Origin of the sequence: Allobaculum stercoricanis DSM 13633 (assembly GCF_000384195.1) — a bacterium.
Classification (GTDB): domain Bacteria; phylum Bacillota_I; class Bacilli_A; order Erysipelotrichales; family Erysipelotrichaceae; genus Allobaculum; species Allobaculum stercoricanis.
The window spans coordinates 560,635-578,797 of record NZ_KB913034.1 but is presented as its reverse complement, the minus strand read 5'-3'; the positions used below and the strand labels follow the sequence as shown (position 1 = coordinate 578,797).

Below are 18,163 nucleotides of genomic sequence, written 5' to 3'. Positions count from 1 at the left end.
TTATTGTAAGCCATCTCATGCCAATCAGAATAAACAAAATATAAACCCATTTTTTGCATTTGTATAAAAAAGCTTGTAGGCTAAGCACCTACAAGCGATTTGTTTTTATTTCATTGAACGTAAGAAAGCTTCATTGAATTTCAATGCGCTGTATACGTCTGCTTTAGAAGCGAGTTCAAATGGTGCATGCATATTCATTAATGCAACACCACAGTCGATGACTTGCATACCGTATCTAGCCAAGATATAAGCGATTGTTCCGCCTCCACCTTGGTTTACTTTTCCAAGTTCTCCTGTTTGCCAGATGACATTAGCATCGCTTGCCATCATGCGCAGTTTTGAAATATATTCTGCATCAGCATCATTTGATCCGGATTTACCACGGCTACCTACATATTTAGACAGGCAAACACCATAACCAAATTCAGCCGCATTGTTATTTGGGGAACTTGCTTCTGCATAGTTTGGATCATGAGCAGCTGAAACGTCGCAAGATAACATGCAAGAGTTTTGTAAAGCACGACGAACATTTAATTCGTTATATTGACCTAATAAGTTCATCAGTTCAGCTACTACGTTTTCAAAGAAGTAGGATTGCATACCTGTTGCCCCGATAGAACCAACTTCTTCTTTATCGACTAATAAGCATACGCTTGTTCTTTCTACTTCTTCATTTGCTGTATTGAGCATTGCCAATAAAGATGTATAAGCACAAATGCGGTCATCTTGGCCATATCCTAAAATCATGGAGTGATCTAAACCACAAGTTCTTGCTTTACCACTTGGAACGAGTTCGAGTTCGGCACTGATAAAGTCTTCTTCTTCAATGTCGTAACGAGATTTTAATAGACTTAAAATATTGGCTTTGACTGGATCTTTCGCATCGCCTTTTTGTGGAATTGAGCCAAATGTAACATCGAGTGATTCACCTTCGATGACTTCATTGGCTTTTCTTGTCATTCGTTCTCCAGAAAGGTGGATTAAAAGATCTGTGATTACAAATACTTCATCGTCTTCTTTGTCCCCAATAGCGATTTCTACTTGGCGACCATCTTTTAAATACACAACCCCAAATAAAGAAAGAGGAATTGTTACCCATTGGTATGCTTTAATTCCACCATAGTAGTGAGTATCTAAAAGGCAGATTCCATCTTTTTCATAGATTGGATGTTGTTTTAAATCGATACGTGGTGAATCGATATGAGCACCTAAAATATTTAAACCTTCAGAAAGTGGTTTTGTACCCACATGGAATAAAGCTAATGCTTTTCCATTCATGTTGTAATACACTTTGTCACCAGCTTTTAATGGTTTATTTGCAGAAATATATGTTTTGATATCTTCATATCCATGTTCTTGCGCTAATGAAATTGATTCTTTCACAGCTAAACGTTCAGTTTTACATTTAGATAGATAATCCATATATCCATCTGCTGTTGTCATGATGTCTTGTTTTTGTTCATCTGTGCTTTCAAGCCAGATATTCTTTTTTTCACTCATGTTTACCCTCCATTTTTTTTACTAATTTTTCGGACAACTCAAGTTTTGTAGAATCCGAATTTTCAATAGAAAGATTGCCTTCTTCGTCTTGATTCAACAAATTTTTTTGATCCAATAAAAAGCGAACGCGATTGACAGTTCCCGCATTGCCATCAATAACTTGCACGTTTTTATCGATCAGTTGTAAAAGCCGCTCTTTGTAAAATAAAAAGTGGGTACAACCTAAAACAATAAATTCCGCGCCTTGACATTGATCTAAATATCCCTGTAAAACACGATCGACAAGTTCTGTTTGATCAAGTGCGTCTTGTTCCACCAATTCGACAAGCTTTGGACAAGCCACCCGAATAATCGTATGGTCTTGTTCATAACGCTCCATGAGATGTTTAAATTTCTCTTCTTTGAGCGTTAAATCCGTTGCCCATACGGCAATCGTCGAAGGTGTCTTCATGGTTGCTGCTGGCTTTAATGCTGGTTCCATACCGATAATGTCTAATTCTGGGTACTGTTTTCGCAAATCATTTGCCGCAACACTGGTTGCAGTATTGCAGGCGATGACGATTGCTTTTACAGATTTTTGTTTTAAATGTTCGACAATTTCAAAGCAGTAATCTCTTACTTGTTGTTTTGGTTTTGTTCCATAAGGATTACGCGCCGAATCTCCAAAATAAACAATATTTTCATAAGGAAGCATTTGTCTTAGCGTTGCGACGACACTTAATCCGCCTAAACCTGAATCAAATACTCCGATTGGATCGTTCGCTTTCATGTGTATCACCTTTTTCCAATATACAACATCTTTTTTCATTTCGTTTAAATTTGATTTCAATTCTTTCAAAAAATAAGATTGTCTTGATTGTTAAATAGAAAAAAGGTAGATTGTACAATTTTCAATCCACCTCTTTTCCCCCTTAAAAGCTTACCATGATGATCTTTTACTCTTCGCTTTTTTAGGTTTGCTCAAATAACCTTGAGATTTTAGGTCTCATTTTTAGAATAATCTTTCCGTCTTTTCATTGATTGCTTTACATCATAAATGAAGGTGAGATCAGACTTCATTTGGATCATCAATGATGTACCTTATCGTCTATCTTAGTCTTTGAGACTTTGTTTTTTGTGTAAAAATAATATAGCACTGTTTTGAAGAACATAAATCTTTCGTTAAGAAGATGGCTTTCTTGGTCTATAAATCGACCTACTTAGTCAAAGCCCTTCTTTTTTTAAATGAAGAAAAAACAAAAGTGAAGTCATCCTCATCGAACTCCACTTTTATTCGTTGTATATTGCTTATTTTTCTTACTCATTTGTTTTGCGAAATGTCAGATTCATGTAGTGCTTATACAGCGATGCAAAGCGATTTGAATAGCTTGCTTTCCAAGGTTTCTTTTTTCCACAGAAGTGTAAAAAGACTGTATTTTGCATCAACCAATCCATATCGCACTGACCATTGCTGCGCAAACGGTATGCCGTAAAATAGCGTGGATCAAAATTCCAAATCGTATCATCGATTTGGAGTGTATCGTCACCATATAAGAAATTGAACACATCTTGATCGGGCAAGACTAGCTCTGCTGCATGCGTTTTTACATAATCGAAAATCTCTTCAGCTTTGACAAGCTTTCGTGCTTTGATCAAATCAATCAAGATTACACCAGAATTATAATAATCGTGTTCTTGACCTAATCGGACCCGGTTCACATCGCTCATCAAATCAAAGACGCCAGAATGAGAAGCTGCCGCAAAAGTATTATCTCCTAAATCAATCTCCCATAAAGGACGGATTGAATTGATCACAAGAATATCTGGATCAATATACAAAACCTTTTCGATTGATTCTGGCAAAAGTAATGGGGCTAATAGGCGGTAATACATTTCTTGCGGATATTGTTTGGAAATCGGGGCATATTTAAAGATCTTTCGATCCACTTGAATCGGCGTTAAAGTCACTCTTTGTTCGCTACAAAATTCATGCAGTTCTTGCAAATTCTCAATGGGAATTTCACTATGTAAAAGCCAAACATGAAACATCTCTTTTGCATTGGTGGTCACTAACGATTTGAGCATTACTTCAAACGGTCGAATGTAATTTTTGTCGAACGTGACGAGAAGATTGATTTTGTCACTCTGCATATTTGACTCCTCTTTTTATTCGCCGGATTGCGTACTTAACCTGTTTTTTTGGGCAAGCTTATGATTGGTATCTTCACGAACTAATACATATAACGTTGCGGTAAGAGGAATGGAGAAAATAATTCCCACAACACCAAACAGTTTTCCGCCAATCAAAGCGGCGATCAATGTCCAAATTGGCATCAATCCCACGGAGTTACCAACGACATGTGGATAAATAAACTGATTTTCAACAAACTGAACAACCATATAAACCACTAGGCAAAGTATTGCTTTTGATGGATCGACAAGTAAAGCCAAAAATACACCGACTGCACAAGATGCAAACGCACCAACATAAGGGATAAAGGCAAATAAACTGGTCAAAAAGCCAATCAGTCCTGCATAAGGTACTTGGAATACACTAAACGAAACAAAAATCAATACACCAAGAATGATCGCTTCCACACATTGCCCGGAAAGAAATTTAGCAAATGTATCACGTGCTAAAACTGCGACTTCACAAATTTGATCAGCTGTTTGTTCTTTTAAATTGGCATAAACAAATTTTCTCGTTTGTCGGCTTAGCGTTTCTTTACTGAGTAAAACATAGACAGCAATGATCAAACCAAATAAAACACTCGTGATTAAAGAAATCGTTGAAGAAGCCGCATTGAATGCAGAACCCAAAATATTTTTTGCATTACCTGCTAACGATTCAAAATCAAGGCTATTCATCCATTCATTAATCGCGGATACATCAATTTCATGACTACTTAAAATAGCGAGCCATTCTGGCCATCGTTCCCGCATTAATGGAGTAATACTTTTTACGGATGTGATCAATGCTGGAAATAACATCGTCAACGCAATCGTAATGACTAGTCCAATGGTGATCAGTGTTAAAAATAAACTTACCTTTTGAAGTGTATGATCACTCGGTTTTTTATTCATCTTTGAAGCTAGTCGTCTTAATAAGCGTTCAAAGCCGCGCATGGGCACATTGAGCACAAATGCAAACACCAGTCCAATGATAACTGGAAACACTAAACTCAACATACTTTGTAAAAACTGTAAAACCATCGGTAAGTTCATTACCCCGGCAAATAACAATATTCCAAATGTGACGAGAAATAGTGGAGATTTAGTATTAAATTTCATGTTTACCTCCCTGACCATTGAACACTTTCAACTCCAAATTGGCCTTGAAGATGCTTAGTTTTCTTGTTCTTCTTCTATTTCTTTGATGAATGTTTTCCATTTTGTCCACTCTTGCAAATCAATAGATTCATCACTTTGCAAATCTGATTTTGGTTCAATGTCTTGTTTTGCTTGCGCAATTGCTTCTTTTTCCATGCGTTCAAGTTCAGTTATTGATGATTTCAAAGAAGCCTTGCGTAACACATCGGTTTCGACTTCATACTCTTGTTGTTGTTGAACTTTTCGTTGATGTAAATCGCGAATAGCTTGAATTATAGCCTCCACATCAACTACAGGTAGAGCCGGAATCTCTTCTGTATTTTCTTGCGATTGCTGATCTTGTTCACTAATCTTTTCAACAGGTAAACTTTCAGCATTTTCGTTGATCATTTCTTGAATGACATCATTGTCCTTTGCATTTGAACTAGAAGCTTCTTCATGTTCGAGTAATGGTTCATCTTTAGTCATGATGGACTCATTCACTTGAATAGGATCGACATTGCTTGTATCAGATAATGGTTCTTCTAATGGTGGCATTGGAGGTAAATCAGGCATCGATTCAGGTCGATTCGCAAATTCTTTTTCCCTAGCCTCTTTGGCCATCTTGGCCATAAGTGGCGCTTCAAAAATCATGACTGCTTTAAATAAATCGCCATCTGTTTGAACTTCAAAGGATCCTTGTTGAATTTCCGTGAAACTTTTGACGATCGCAAGTCCAAGTCCACTGCCCTTCTCATGTCGGGAAGCATCGCCTCTTGTAAATCGTTCAACAATCGATTCAGGTGTAAAATTCATTTGCGTACTAGAGATGTTTTTAAAGATTACATGGCAGAAACCTTCTCGTTCATACAAATCAACAAATACACGGGTATTTTTCATCGCGTATTTATAAATATTGGATAATAAGTTTTCGATAATGCGAACCGTTTTACCCGGATCTAAATGCACTAGGGCATTCGGTTGTAAATTCATCACAAGTGTCAATTGTTTTTCGTCAAACTGATCGGTCCATTCCGCAGCAACCTGCATAATCAGTTCGCTTAAATCCAAATCAATTTGTTCAAGGACAATATCACCACTCGTTGCTCTTGCAACATCAAATAAGTCGGTGATCAAATCGGTTAGACGTTCTGAATATCCCGTTAACCGTTTTGAATACTCATGAATATCATCCATGTTATCGGATAAAGAAATCAGTTCGGCATAGCTTTGAATGCCGGCTACTGGTGTTTTTAAATCGTGTGAGACATTCGAAATCAATTGCGTTTTAGAAATCTGACTCGCTAGACCTTCTTTGACCGCTTCTTGACAACTATTCGATGTCTCGACCAACAAGTTATATAACGGTTGATACAATCCAATTTCTTGTTCTTCTAAATCATTAAAATGACCGTTCGCTAGTTTTTGACTCGCTTGATAAACTTTTTGATAGCTTTGATCCATCTTGCTATAGACGCCCCATAAAAAGCCGCAACATAACAAGACCCCAAAGACAAAGCCAATTATTAATCCAATTGATCCAAAGACCATGCCAAAACCAGCAATGAGCGCACAAACAATAACCATTAAAATACTGCCCAAAACAAAGATTTGAAAAATCGAAGTATTGTTTGTTGAAGAACTCATCACTTGTGCAAGGTTGACCTGACTATTTTTTAAAATTTGCGCAACTAAGGTATCGTGTTGTAAATAACGCACGATGCCTTGCGAGAAAATGGATTTGATATACAACAAAGCCAACGTGATCAGTTGATATAAAACCATCCAACCAACAAGTATAGTTCCAAAAGCCGTTACTTCTGCTTGTGTAATCGTTAGACCAAAACTTTGAAGCAATTGATTCAGTGTGCCACTCGCTTTAAAGACGGCAAGCGCATATAAAATAGACGCCACACCATAAATCGATATCCCCATGGTCAACCATGCAAATATTGCTTTCATATTGCGTAAATGTGCCAACATGAAAGTTTCTTCTTCATATTTCCACTTCGTCAGAATAACGATCGCCGCTAAAACTCCACTTCCCGCAAAAAGAGCGAAAAAGAAGTTTCTGACATCCTTGTTCTCGCAAGTCCGTGCGATCACTCCCGCATTGGGTTTAATATTCGACGGAATGTAATAACGTATCGAAAAATCATTAGGAAGGTTAAATGAATACGAATATTCGGCACCTTTTTGTGAACCTAAACGTTTTGTCGGAACGATCGATGGCGGAACAAGAATTGTCTTTTTCGCATTGAAAGCTTGCGTTGGATAATTCAAACCCGAATAGGAAATCTTATTTCCGCTTTTACGAATCGTGTAATCGAGGGCTCCGGTTTCCATGTTGTATGAATCTTTCCAGTTATGCGTATATTCATGGTCAACACCATCGACACGCATATGAATAATCCACGCTAAGTTACTATCTTTTGATAGTTGATCGTCACTTAAACGAATGGATGTCGTCAATGTTTCCGCAATATAATCCTGAACTTCTTGAGGAGCATCCTCTTCCACATTCAACCATTGTGCTTGTGAATCTAAACTTCTCAATCGCGATACCGCATTTTGTTCTAAATATTGTTGGAGTGAATTCACTAAATAAATGCGTTGCGAGTTTTGCGAGATGACGATTCGTCCGGTAATTTGACTGGCTAAAACCGAGATCACAACAGTGAGTACAACGATCAACGAGGTAAACCAAAAATTCTTTTTATTTTTCATTAGTCACGACGCAGTTTATAGCCCAAGCCCCAGACAACTTGTAAATAAACCGGTTTTTTTGGATTTTCTTCAATTTTTTCTCGTAATTTACGGATATGAACGGTAATCGTTTCTGTGGACAGGGCATCTTCTTTCCAAATTGATTCATAGATTTCGGCAGCAGAAAATACTCGTCCAGGATTACGCATCAACAGTTCAAGAATTAAAAATTCTTTTGGTGTCAAATGGACTTCTTTGCCATCCACACGAACTTCTTTCGTTAAGGTATTCAGTTCCAGACCTCGATTGACTAACAGTTCTGCTTTTTTATCATCCACACCTGTCGTTTTCATTTCCAAGAACCGATCATAACGACGTAAAGCGGCATTGACACGCGCTAATAATTCCATCGATGAGAATGGTTTTGTTAAATAGTCATCCGCACCCATCGTTAAACCGTTAATTTTATCCACTTCTTCTGAACGGGCAGAAAGAATGATGATTGGAAAATCATAACGTTTGCGCACTTCTTGAATCATCGTCAAACCATCCATGACTGGCATCATTAAATCGACAATCGCAAGATGCACTTGATCGCCCAATTTATCCAATTGTTGTAATCCTTCCATTCCATTTTCTGCTAACACTGTTTTGTATTGTTGGCTTTTCAAATAAATATTAATTGCTTCGCGAAGACCCTGATCGTCTTCGACAACAAGAATTAAATGTTCCATATTTATTCCCTTTCTATTTAACGAATCGTTTATTCGATATTGAATCAATCAATGAGTTTGTTTTTTCAAACTACTTTTATTCTAACATGACCAAACAAAGATTTGACCGTGATTCAAATGAATCACAAAGACGTAAGATTGACATTATTATTTTATATACAACACCACTTTTACGCTAAAGTAATGGCGTTTTCGAATTATATTGATAATTATCCAATTTGTTATATTCCGCGCAAACACTTTGCACGATCAACAAGGTTGTCAATCGATTTCTTGCGGCAATTCTTTCTTGAAAGTTTCGATGCGCCGTACGATCTTTCCAGAAGCGTTTTTTAGAAAAATCTGTACGACTTGCTTGTAAACTCAAATTCACAAACGTCAATATGCCGATCACTAAACCAATATAAAAAACCGATCGTGGCTGATTCATTAAAAATAAAATAAAAACAAGGGCCGCAAAAGAACGTAAAGCATTCATTTTCACACCCGGGCGCGTCAAAAATAAAATAGTCAAACAAGCAAGACCACTAATTGTGATGAAATAGAAAACAGGGGCTAAATCAAAACTAGTCAGTAAATATCTTGAAAGAAGAAACGATACGCTATACATCAAATAGAAAACAATCGCTTCTTTTGGGGATTGGGCAAAAAGTACAAATACAGAACTACAAAAGATCGCAAAGCACCCCAATAAAAACCAATGATTTATAAATTCGATCAAATAAGTTGAACTCAAACCAAATAAAATCATACCGATACTAATGATTAAGTATTGTTTCATAAGATTAAAAACTCCTTGAATCTTAATTTAAAGAACAATCGTTAAATCTTACGAGCTAAAATCGAAACAATTTCCTAATGTTTCTTTGCATTTTGCTTAACTAAAAAACACACCTCCAATCATTAGCGGTGTGTAAATGATCCATTCAATTATTTCAGAAATCCTTCAACCTCTCGATTACGACATTTCTTTTCATGTTCTGTTGACTTTATTTTTGAAAGTTTTCCTATCGTACGAATTCAAGCTGAGTTTTCTTCATTCTCTACCTCAATTTCACGATAGCGAATTCTTTTCGCCTAAGAATAGGCAAGTCTTTCACAGAAATGAATCGTTAGTAAGGAAAGTTCATTTTATCTATAATTTTTGATACAATGTGCAATGCTTTTTTTGAAATGAAGGGGGATATTTTGTGGATGTTTTAATTGTTATGTGTTTTGGTATTCTGGCCGGACGATTCCTCGTACCAAATCGGGCAAAAAAGGAAAACGAATTTATCTCTCTTGCATGTACTTTTCTGTTGATTCTCTCGATGGGCGCAACATTAGGAAAAGATCAAAACTTTATGAGTAATCTATCTTCATTAGGGCTATCCAGTTTATTGTTCTTTTTCATCCCCACCGTATTGTCCATTCTAATCGTCTATGTTTTAACTAAAAAATTTATGGAAAAAAGAGATAATTCTCAAGAAAAATGAGGTGTATGAATGATTGTTTTAGTCATGATTTTAGCATTGATTCTCGGACTCTTTTATGGAATGTCTGGAGCCGAACTGCCCCCACTCAATGCGATCATAGAAAATAAAGATATCGTATTATATGTCCTCATGTTTTCCGTTGGCATTAGCATCGGGATGCAAAAAGGCATTTTTTCTAAAATCAAAGAATATCATGTGAAGATTTTCATCATCCCTATTGGAGTTATCATTGGTTCCATATTAGGGGGCTTTATTTGTTCTTTAATTTTAAAAATGCCGATCGGTTATGGCACTGCGATTGCTAGTGGCTTAGGTTGGTATAGTTTAGCTGGTGTTACCCTTAGTGAATTAGCGACTGCTGAAATAGGCAGTATTGCTTTTATGAGCAATCTAATGCGTGAGATGTTTTCCTTCATGATCATTCCATTTCTCGCTATTCATTTTAATCACTACACTTGCATCGCTCCCGCTGGCGCAACGAGTGAAGATACGACCTTGCCGATCATTTTAAAATATACCAACGAAGAAACCGTCGTTTTATCTGTATTCAATGGCGTAATCTGCTCGTTTATGGTTCCAATTTTGATTTCGTTCTTTATCAATATCATGTAATTAAAAACCGTCCAAAATAATTCAATTGATTTGGACGGTTTTCTATTTATATATAGATTGATTTAATTCTTTCAGTGCTTAATAGTTGGTAATCGGTTTTCGCTCGGCTTTTAAATTATGCTTTTTTTCTGAACGTTTGGCGAGTTCTGCTTCCACATCCGCCATTGAAACTCCTTTTTGCGCCATCAAAACTGTTAAGTGATAAATGAGATCCGCCATTTCATTGACTAAATCTTCTTTCGTTTGATTTAAAGAAGCAATCACAACCTCCGTGCACTCTTCACCGACTTTTTTTAAGATTTTATCTTCGCCTTTTTCAAACAAATATGCCGTATATGATCCTTCTTGGGGATTTTCTTTTCGATCCATAATCGTTTGATACAAGACTTCAAATTCGTTTTGTTCCATTTCTTCTCCTTTCTTGATCTCTAAAACAATCATGAGTTAGGCTGTTTTTCTAATAAGCGATAGAAACAACTTCGATTGCCAGTATGACAAGCTGGTCCTACACTTTCGACTTGAAGTAACAAGGTATCTTCGTCGCAATCTTTATAAATCTTTTTCACGAGTTGGAAATTGCCTGATGTTTCCCCTTTTGTCCAAAGTTCATTGCGACTGCGCGACCAAAACGTCGCTTTCCCGGTTTCAAGCGTTTTTTGCAGCGCTTCTTCATTCATATAGGCCAACATCAACACTGTCCCATCATGCACATCTTGAACAATTGTCGGAATTAGCCCATTACATTTTTTAAAATCGAGATCGATCATCGAACTTCGACTCCTCTCTGTTTTAAATGTTCTTTCACGTCCCTTACGCTTAATTCGTTATAGTGGAATAAAGAAGCCGCTAACGCTGCATCGGCGACATCTTCTTCAAACACTTGGGCAAAGTGTTCTACTTGGCCACAACCTCCTGAAGCAATAACGGGAACGTTGACCGCTTGTTTAATTGCACGACAGAGTTCAAGATCAAAACCTTTTTTCGTTCCATCGGCATCCATACTCGTTAATAAAATTTCTCCAGCACCTAATGCTGTTGCTTTTTTGGCCCATTCGACTGCATCTATGCCAGTATCCACACGACCTCCTGCTTTAAAGCAATGCCATGAACCATCGGGCATTTTTTTCGCATCAATAGCTAAAACAACACATTGGGCACCATAAACTTTAGCTGCTTGTTCAATCAATTCCGGATGGTCTAAGGCGGCTGAATTTAAAGAAATTTTATCGGCACCACTATGTAATAAATCCCGGATTTGTTCGATTGAAGAAATTCCCCCGCCAACAGTTAAAGGAATAAACACTTGTTGGGCAACACGCCTAACGACATCAACCATCGTTTTACGCCCTTCATAGGTTGCTGTGATATCTAAAAAAACTAGCTCATCAGCGCGCTGATCATTATATTTTTTGGCAAGTTCGACCGGATCTCCGACTTCTTTGATCCCCACAAAGTTAATCCCTTTAACCACTTTGCCATCGCGAACATCGAGACATGGAATAATTCGTTTGGTAAGCATATTTACTTTCCTTTCGCTTTGTTTAACATCATCAAAGCTGGCTTTAAATCAATGGCGCCCGAATAAATTGCTTTTCCGGTAATCGCCCCGACAACATTGCCATCTTTTTCAAGTTGTTCTAAATCTTCTAAACTCGCAATTCCACCACTCGCAATGAGATCACAAGTTGTTAATTTTGATAGTTTTCGATACAACTCATAACTTGGTCCACTTAACATGCCATCTCGACAAATGTCGGTCACAATCAGCGTTTGAATTCCTGCTTCTTCCATCATTTGCACAGCGTCTTCAATCATCACTCCACCATCTTCTAACCAACCGGAAACTTTGACGCGAGAATCTTTACAATCTAATCCCACCGCAATTCTGCCTGGATAGTCTTTTGCTAGACGTTTGACTAAATTTAAATCAGCCAACGCAGCTGTAGAAAGAATGACACGCTCTACTCCTCCATCTAAATACATGCGTGCTTGGCTTTCGTTACGAATTCCACCACCAACTTCAACAGGGATCGAGAGTGCTTGGGCGGTTTGTAAAATGAGGGCATCGTTGATCGGCCGTCCTGCTTTTGCCCCATCTAAATCGACTAAATGTACCCACGTCGCCCCACTTGCCGCAAATGACTGTGCTGTTTCTAAAACAGAAGCAGCGACTTGGTTTGCTTGGTTATAGTCTCCTTGCCGTAAGCGAACTGGCTTACCTTCTAAAATATCGATTGCAGGTAAGAGGATCATACGCAAAACTCCTTTCCAAACCATTCCAAAATTCTTAGCCCTGTCGGTCCGGATTTTTCTGGGTGGAACTGACATCCCATCACATTATCTTGAATTAAAATAGCCGGAATAATATAAGGACCATATTGCGCATAGGCTTTTAAATTGATTGGATCCCAATGCATCAAGGCATATGAGTGATCAAAATAAACATAAGGATCTACCTCTAATTCATCAGCGAGTGCAAAATCACTAGAAAAGAACAGCTTATTCCAACCGATTTGTGGCACCGTTAGCACAACTTCTTTTCCTTTTTCATGGACTTGTAAAGACTCTAATGGGCAAATATCGCCTTTCATAAAGTGAATGCCTTCATATTCACCATATTCGAAGGAGCGATCAAATAAAGCCTGCATTCCCAAACAAATTCCCAGTAAAGGTTTATGACAAATTTCAACTTGTTCTTTCAACCAATCGTACAAACCACTACTTGTTAACATGTTAATCATGTCCCCAAATGCTCCCACGCCGGGTAATATTAAGCGTTCGCATCGTTCTAATTGTTGTGGATCTGCCGAAATGATGGCCTCTAATTCTAAGTATTGACAAGCCGAGTAAACAGAGTGGAGATTTCCCATTCCATAATCAATAATTCCAATCATTCTAATACTCCTTTTGTTGAAGGTAAGCGATCTGATTCAATAGCGACCGCTTGTTTGATTGCTCGACCGAGCCCTTTAAAAATTGCTTCGATTTGGTGGTGATCATTTTTTCCATAGACATGGATATGCAAAGTCATTCCTGCATTAAATGCGAATGCTCGTAAAAATTCTTCGACCATTTCTGTAGAAAAAACGCCAATACTCTCACGATGAAATTCACATTCAAAAACGAGATAAGGACGTCCGGAAAAATCAAGATCCACTTGCGCTAAAGCCTCATCCATAGGCAGGCGACAATTTCCATAACGAGCAATGCCTCGTTTATCCCCTAAAGCTTTTTTAAGCGCTTGGCCTAAAAGAATCCCAGTATCTTCGATTAAATGGTGATCATCGACATCAACATCGCCTTGGGCTTCTAGATCAATTGAAATATTAGAATGAAAACTGAACAGCTCTAACATGTGATTAAAAAAGCCAATCGGCGTTGAAACATAACTTGTAGCTTGATCTTCATCTAGAGAGATTGAAAGATCGATTTGGGTTTCTTTTGTATTCCGTTGCAGTTGTGTTTCTCTCATACATATTTCCTTTCAAATCCTACTTTGTTTATTTTGACTAAAAGAACTTTCATGGCTAGCCTGGCAAGATCAATTTGCTTGAATCAATTTCAAAACGAGATTGTTTTGTTGGGGTAAACCAATCGTGATTCGAATCCGTTCATGATTTGGCCAAGTACGCACTTGGATATTATGTTGAACAAAACTTTTTTCTAATTGGACATTGCGCCAGAGATCAAGATTACCTTGCTCATCAACAAAGCTAATCGCATAAAAATTGGCATGCATCTCTCCCACTTTTAAAAGTGGCACTTTGTCAAGTTGTTGTTGAATTCGTTTTATTTCTTGTTGGATACAAGCGACATATTCATCTTTCACTTCAACATGAGCAAGACCGGCTTGCGCAGCAATTTGATCAAGGGTCGAAACTGAATAAACAACACGCCACTTGGCGAGTTGTTCGGCTAGTTTGGTATTCGCAATTAAAAAACCACAACGAACTCCCGCTAGTCCCCAAGCTTTAGATAAAGTTCTTGTCACAATAACGTTGTCTAAAGATTGCACTTGGTCCAATAAACTTTGATCGGAAAAATCCATATATGCTTCATCCACTGCCAAGACAATCGGATCAAGTCCTTTAGCCATAGATAAAAGAGTTTGCCGATCAATTTGATGCCCTGTTGGATTATTGGGGTTAGAAAATAAGACTAATCCCGCTTGTTTATCTTTGGCAAATTGAATCAATGCTTGAACATCAAATTCCCCTTGCCAATTTGTTGAATACGCATATACCTTGCTTTGCATTGCACTTGCATAAAAGTCGTACATACCAAAATCAGGTTTTAGCGTGACTAAAGGGCGGTCTTGACGACAAAGTGAGTTGATCATGATTTGTAAAGTTGCATCACTCCCATTCCCCGCTAAAATCCCCTTGGCATCGAGATCGTATAACTTTGCGAATGCTTGCACGAGCTGGGTTGCTTGATCATCTGGATAACGATTGAGATGTCCATCTTTTAAATCTTGCACAATCTGATCTAAGATCATTTGGGATGGTTCATTCGAACTTTCATTGGCATTTAACAAGATCCCTTTTTGAACATGAGCTTGATAAAGAGCACTCATCCGTTCTCCCCCTTTCGTTTTATTTTGTTTCATATTGGTTTAATCGAATAGCGATTGCATTGGCATGCGCATCTAAATTTTCTTCTTGCGCCATTTTGACAATTTTCTGGCCATGTTTGACCAATGCTTCTTGCGAGTAATAAAGATATGAAGATTTCTTCACAAAATCATCGACAGAAAGAGGTGAAGAAAAGCGTGCTGTTTGTGAGGTTGGTAAAACGTGATTGGTTCCACCAAAATAGTCTCCTATACTTTCACAAGTTGTATAACCAAGGAAAATCGATCCTGCATTTCGACACAAGGTTCGATATTGGTCGGCATTTTGGACTTGTAATTCCAAATGTTCTGGCGCCACTTCATTGGCAATCGCAATCGCATCTTCAATGGAATTTGCTAAAATGCTCGTTCCATAATTTGCTAAAGATTGTTCGATAATTTCTTTTTTAGGTAATTGTTCTGTTTGTTTGCGTAATTCGACATTGACTGCATCAATCATGTTTTGATCTGTCGAAATCAAAATTGAACAAGCCAATGGATCATGTTCCGCTTGCGACAATAAATCTGCCGCAACAAATGCCGGATTTGCATGTTCATCCGCAATGACGAGAATTTCACTTGGTCCGGCAATCATGTCAATATCGACTTTGCCATAAACTAGTTTTTTGGCGGCAGCAACATACGTATTGCCCGGTCCTACAATTTTATCTACAGGTTGAATTGACTGAGTCCCATACGCTAAAGCGGCAATTGCTTGGGCACCACCCACGGTATAAATCTCGCTAACCCCGGCAACAATGGCCGCTGCAGCTAGATTGGGGGCAAGTAGGCCATCGGCATTTGGAGGAGTCGTCATGACGATTCGTTTTACTCCCGCAATTTTAGCGGGAATGGCATTCATCAAAACTGAAGATGGATATAATGCTCTGCCCCCAGGAACATAAATTCCTACGGATTCTAAAGGAAAAATCATTTGTCCTAAATAAACCCCATCTTCACCATCCAAGCGATAACCTTTGCGTTTTTGTTTTTGATGATAGAAGGTGATGTTTTGCGCTGCTTCTTTTAATGCTTGTACAAAAAACGGGTCAGCTTTTTTCGCTTGTTGTTCAATGACCTCTTGAGCGACTCGAAATTGTTCTAATGCAATGCCATCAAAGCGTTTTGTGTACTTTTTGAGCGCTTGATCTTTGTTTTGACGAACATCCTCCAAAATTTCACTCGTTGCGATGAGCGTTTCGGGGCGAATTTCATATGCCCGTGATGCTAAATAGTTTGCTAATTCTGTTTTGTTTTGTTGTAAATAAGGTTTAAGCACGTTCATCCACCGCCTTTTTTAAATCTGCAAGAACCGCAATAATTTCTTCTTTTTTAAGTTTCCAACTCGCTTTATTCACAATGACACGCGCCGATATTTGAGCACAGACATCTAATACGACAAGGCCATTGGCTTTCAGCGTACTGCCTGTTTCCATAATGTCGACAATGCCATCCACTAGCCCGATCAATGGGGAAAGTTCGACCGAACCATCGATTTTAATAATTTCTACATCCATATTTTTGGATAAGAAATAGCTCCGAGCGACATGCGGATATTTCGTCCCGATCCGAATTTGCCCTTTTTTCGCAAATAAATTCGCTTGGGGTAATGAAGCGACGATAAAGCAGCATTTTCCCATTTGAAGATCTAGCATTTCAAAGTAATCTTTGCCCTCGTTTTCCATTAAAGTATCTTTGCCGACGACCCCTAGATCAGCGACGCCATGTTCGACATAAGTGATGCAATCATTGGATTTAACCAAAATATAATCAATGTCTTTTTTTGTATCGGGTAAAACTAAAGCTCGTCCTTTATTGCGAACGTTTTGCGTGCCGTAACCGGCTTGTTCTAACATCGTTAGCGTTTGATCTTCTAGACGACCTTTCGTTAAAGCAATACGTAAACTCATGGTCGTACCTCTCTTTCCACAACAATCTTTGTTTGATGATCATCCAACAATAAAGCAACAGGTTCTTCTTGGCGTTTTTGTTTGGCCATGATATATGCCTCTTTTGCACATGCAGCTGGATAACGAATCACGAGAATCTTTCGATCTTTTAGCGTGTCTAATAATTCAACAAGCGGATCGATTTTAAATGCGAACCCAATTGCAGGTAAGGGGCGGCCAAAACTTGCCATCAAATTGTCATAGCGACCACCAGATAAAACCGAGCCGCTCACACCAGGAACAAAAGCTTCAAAAATTATGCCTGTGTAATAATTCAAATGTGGAAGTTTACCTAAATCGAATTGAATATAATCGCCATAGCCTAATTCTTGTAAAAAACGACCAAGTGCTTCTAAATCTTGAAGCGTTTGAATCGTTTCTTCATCTTGGGCAAGCTCTTTTGCCTGTTTAAACACTTCCAGTCCGCCATCCAATAAAGGAAGATTTAAAAAGTATTGACGATTGCTTTCATCCAAATCGAATTGGTCTAAAAACTCACTAAGTTCAACCATCGATTTGCGATCGATTAAATCAGCAAGTCTTGCGATATCTGCTGCTTGTTCAAAACACTTCATTGCCGGAACTTGTAATAATCTGGCATCGGATAATTCGATTTTGTAATTATTTAAACCACTTGCTTCAAGTGCTTCCAACGCACAAACGAGAATTTGCGCATCATCTTTAGAACCAATTAACTCTACTCCACAATCGAGCGTTTGACTTTTGCGCCCTGTAAATGCTTTTCTTACTTTCCAAACATCGGATAAATACGATAAACGTAAAGGGACTTGCGCATTTTTTAAAGAAGTGGCTGCTAATCTAGCTATAGGTACCGTCATATCCATCCGCATCGTGACGATATCTTGATTTTCATCAAATAACTTAATCATCTTGCGATCTTGTAACGTCGCAAAAGCTTGATTATATGTTTGATAGTATTCCAATGCCGGCGTTTGTACTTCTTCAAATCCAAATTGATCAAACACATGTTGGATTCGATCACAAAGCTCTTTTCGTTTTCTCACTTCTTTTGCAAGTCGATCTGAATTTCCTAGTGGTGTTCTTAATTCCATAAAGTATCTTCCTTTTCTCTTTCTCTTATTTGCTTTAGAGGAAAGATTGTTGATTGATTTTTAAACGCGATCGTTTCGTTATGATCGTGTCTTTGAATAAAAAAAACTTCCATCCCAAAGGACGAAAGTAAATTCCGTGTTCCCACCTTTATTTACTACTTCCTCACGAAAGTAGCCTCTACGACTGTTGAACAGTACATCCGATAACGGGGAC

The 18,163-nt window shown here is 38.1% G+C and carries 19 protein-coding genes and 1 other annotated feature (1 of these 20 cut by a window edge); of the genes, 2 read left to right on the top strand and 17 right to left on the bottom strand.

Features of this window, described 5'->3' with window-relative positions; translation table 11 throughout:
• Positions 1-105 precede the first annotated feature (105 nt).
• The 7 genes from ALLST_RS0102745 to ALLST_RS0102715 form a co-directional block, all read right to left on the bottom strand.
• Positions 106-1,500 carry an aminopeptidase gene (locus ALLST_RS0102745; protein ID WP_019892514.1) on the bottom strand — a complete coding sequence of 465 codons (1,395 nt, stop codon included), beginning with the start codon at positions 1,498-1,500 and terminating at the stop codon, positions 106-108.
• Positions 1,493-2,269, bottom strand: coding sequence for a glutamate racemase (gene murI / locus ALLST_RS0102740; RefSeq protein WP_019892513.1), 777 nt, complete (start codon positions 2,267-2,269; stop codon positions 1,493-1,495). The genes ALLST_RS0102745 and murI overlap by 8 nt, the downstream gene beginning before the upstream one ends.
• Positions 2,270-2,796: 527 nt before the next feature.
• On the bottom strand, positions 2,797-3,630 hold the full coding sequence (locus ALLST_RS0102735; RefSeq protein ID WP_019892512.1) for a glycosyltransferase family 8 protein: 834 nt from the start codon (positions 3,628-3,630) through the stop codon (positions 2,797-2,799).
• A 15-nt stretch (positions 3,631-3,645) separates the two neighbouring features.
• Positions 3,646-4,770, bottom strand: a complete 1,125-nt coding sequence (locus tag ALLST_RS0102730; protein WP_019892511.1) for an AI-2E family transporter — start codon at positions 4,768-4,770, stop codon at positions 3,646-3,648.
• A gap of 54 nt (positions 4,771-4,824) precedes the next feature.
• Entirely contained in the window at positions 4,825-7,515 is a 2,691-nt protein-coding gene (locus ALLST_RS0102725) for a histidine kinase dimerization/phospho-acceptor domain-containing protein (RefSeq protein WP_019892510.1), read from the bottom strand.
• Complete coding sequence (locus ALLST_RS0102720) at positions 7,515-8,228, bottom strand: response regulator transcription factor (RefSeq protein WP_019892509.1); 714 nt, start codon at positions 8,226-8,228, stop codon at positions 7,515-7,517. Before ALLST_RS0102720 ends, ALLST_RS0102725 begins: the two co-directional genes overlap by 1 nt.
• 175 nt (positions 8,229-8,403) lie before the next feature.
• Entirely contained in the window at positions 8,404-9,009 is a 606-nt protein-coding gene (locus ALLST_RS0102715) for a hypothetical protein (protein WP_019892508.1), read from the bottom strand.
• Positions 9,010-9,418: 409 nt separating this feature from the next.
• Here ALLST_RS0102715 and ALLST_RS0102710 point away from each other — a divergent pair, with 409 nt between their 5' ends.
• Both ALLST_RS0102710 and ALLST_RS0102705 read left to right on the top strand, forming a co-directional pair.
• Positions 9,419-9,703 (top strand): hypothetical protein, encoded by a 285-nt coding sequence (locus tag ALLST_RS0102710; protein WP_019892507.1) that lies wholly within the window; start codon positions 9,419-9,421, stop codon positions 9,701-9,703.
• A 9-nt stretch (positions 9,704-9,712) separates the two neighbouring features.
• Positions 9,713-10,315 (top strand): LysO family transporter, encoded by a 603-nt coding sequence (locus ALLST_RS0102705; protein ID WP_019892506.1) that lies wholly within the window; start codon positions 9,713-9,715, stop codon positions 10,313-10,315.
• A gap of 78 nt (positions 10,316-10,393) precedes the next feature.
• Here the strand turns inward: ALLST_RS0102705 and hisE are convergent, their stop codons facing one another.
• From hisE to hisZ, 10 genes are all read right to left on the bottom strand, one after another.
• On the bottom strand, positions 10,394-10,723 hold the full coding sequence (hisE, locus tag ALLST_RS0102700) for a phosphoribosyl-ATP diphosphatase (protein ID WP_026472746.1): 330 nt from the start codon (positions 10,721-10,723) through the stop codon (positions 10,394-10,396).
• Positions 10,724-10,752: 29 nt separating this feature from the next.
• The gene (gene hisI, locus ALLST_RS0102695) at positions 10,753-11,082 is read right to left on the bottom strand and encodes a phosphoribosyl-AMP cyclohydrolase (protein ID WP_019892504.1); all 330 of its coding nucleotides are present in this window, start codon (positions 11,080-11,082) and stop codon (positions 10,753-10,755) included.
• Positions 11,079-11,834, bottom strand: coding sequence for an imidazole glycerol phosphate synthase subunit HisF (gene hisF / locus ALLST_RS0102690; RefSeq protein WP_019892503.1), 756 nt, complete (start codon positions 11,832-11,834; stop codon positions 11,079-11,081). The genes hisI and hisF overlap by 4 nt, the downstream gene beginning before the upstream one ends.
• 2 nt (positions 11,835-11,836) lie before the next feature.
• Entirely contained in the window at positions 11,837-12,568 is a 732-nt protein-coding gene (gene hisA / locus ALLST_RS0102685) for a 1-(5-phosphoribosyl)-5-[(5-phosphoribosylamino)methylideneamino]imidazole-4-carboxamide isomerase (protein ID WP_019892502.1), read from the bottom strand.
• Positions 12,565-13,209, bottom strand: coding sequence for an imidazole glycerol phosphate synthase subunit HisH (hisH, locus tag ALLST_RS0102680; RefSeq protein WP_019892500.1), 645 nt, complete (start codon positions 13,207-13,209; stop codon positions 12,565-12,567). The genes hisA and hisH overlap by 4 nt, the downstream gene beginning before the upstream one ends.
• Positions 13,206-13,787, bottom strand: coding sequence for an imidazoleglycerol-phosphate dehydratase HisB (gene hisB, locus ALLST_RS0102675; protein ID WP_019892499.1), 582 nt, complete (start codon positions 13,785-13,787; stop codon positions 13,206-13,208). The genes hisH and hisB overlap by 4 nt, the downstream gene beginning before the upstream one ends.
• Before the next feature lie 69 nt (positions 13,788-13,856).
• Positions 13,857-14,891, bottom strand: coding sequence for a pyridoxal phosphate-dependent aminotransferase (locus tag ALLST_RS0102670; protein WP_019892498.1), 1,035 nt, complete (start codon positions 14,889-14,891; stop codon positions 13,857-13,859).
• A gap of 19 nt (positions 14,892-14,910) precedes the next feature.
• A complete protein-coding gene (gene hisD / locus ALLST_RS0102665) occupies positions 14,911-16,212 on the bottom strand; it encodes a histidinol dehydrogenase (protein WP_019892497.1) in 1,302 nt (433 codons plus the stop codon).
• Positions 16,199-16,837, bottom strand: coding sequence for an ATP phosphoribosyltransferase (gene hisG / locus ALLST_RS0102660; protein WP_019892496.1), 639 nt, complete (start codon positions 16,835-16,837; stop codon positions 16,199-16,201). Before hisG ends, hisD begins: the two co-directional genes overlap by 14 nt.
• Positions 16,834-17,949 (bottom strand): ATP phosphoribosyltransferase regulatory subunit, encoded by a 1,116-nt coding sequence (gene hisZ / locus ALLST_RS0102655; protein WP_019892495.1) that lies wholly within the window; start codon positions 17,947-17,949, stop codon positions 16,834-16,836. Before hisZ ends, hisG begins: the two co-directional genes overlap by 4 nt.
• Before the next feature lie 114 nt (positions 17,950-18,063).
• Positions 18,064-18,163, bottom strand: a binding site (T-box leader); it runs 123 nt beyond the window's last position.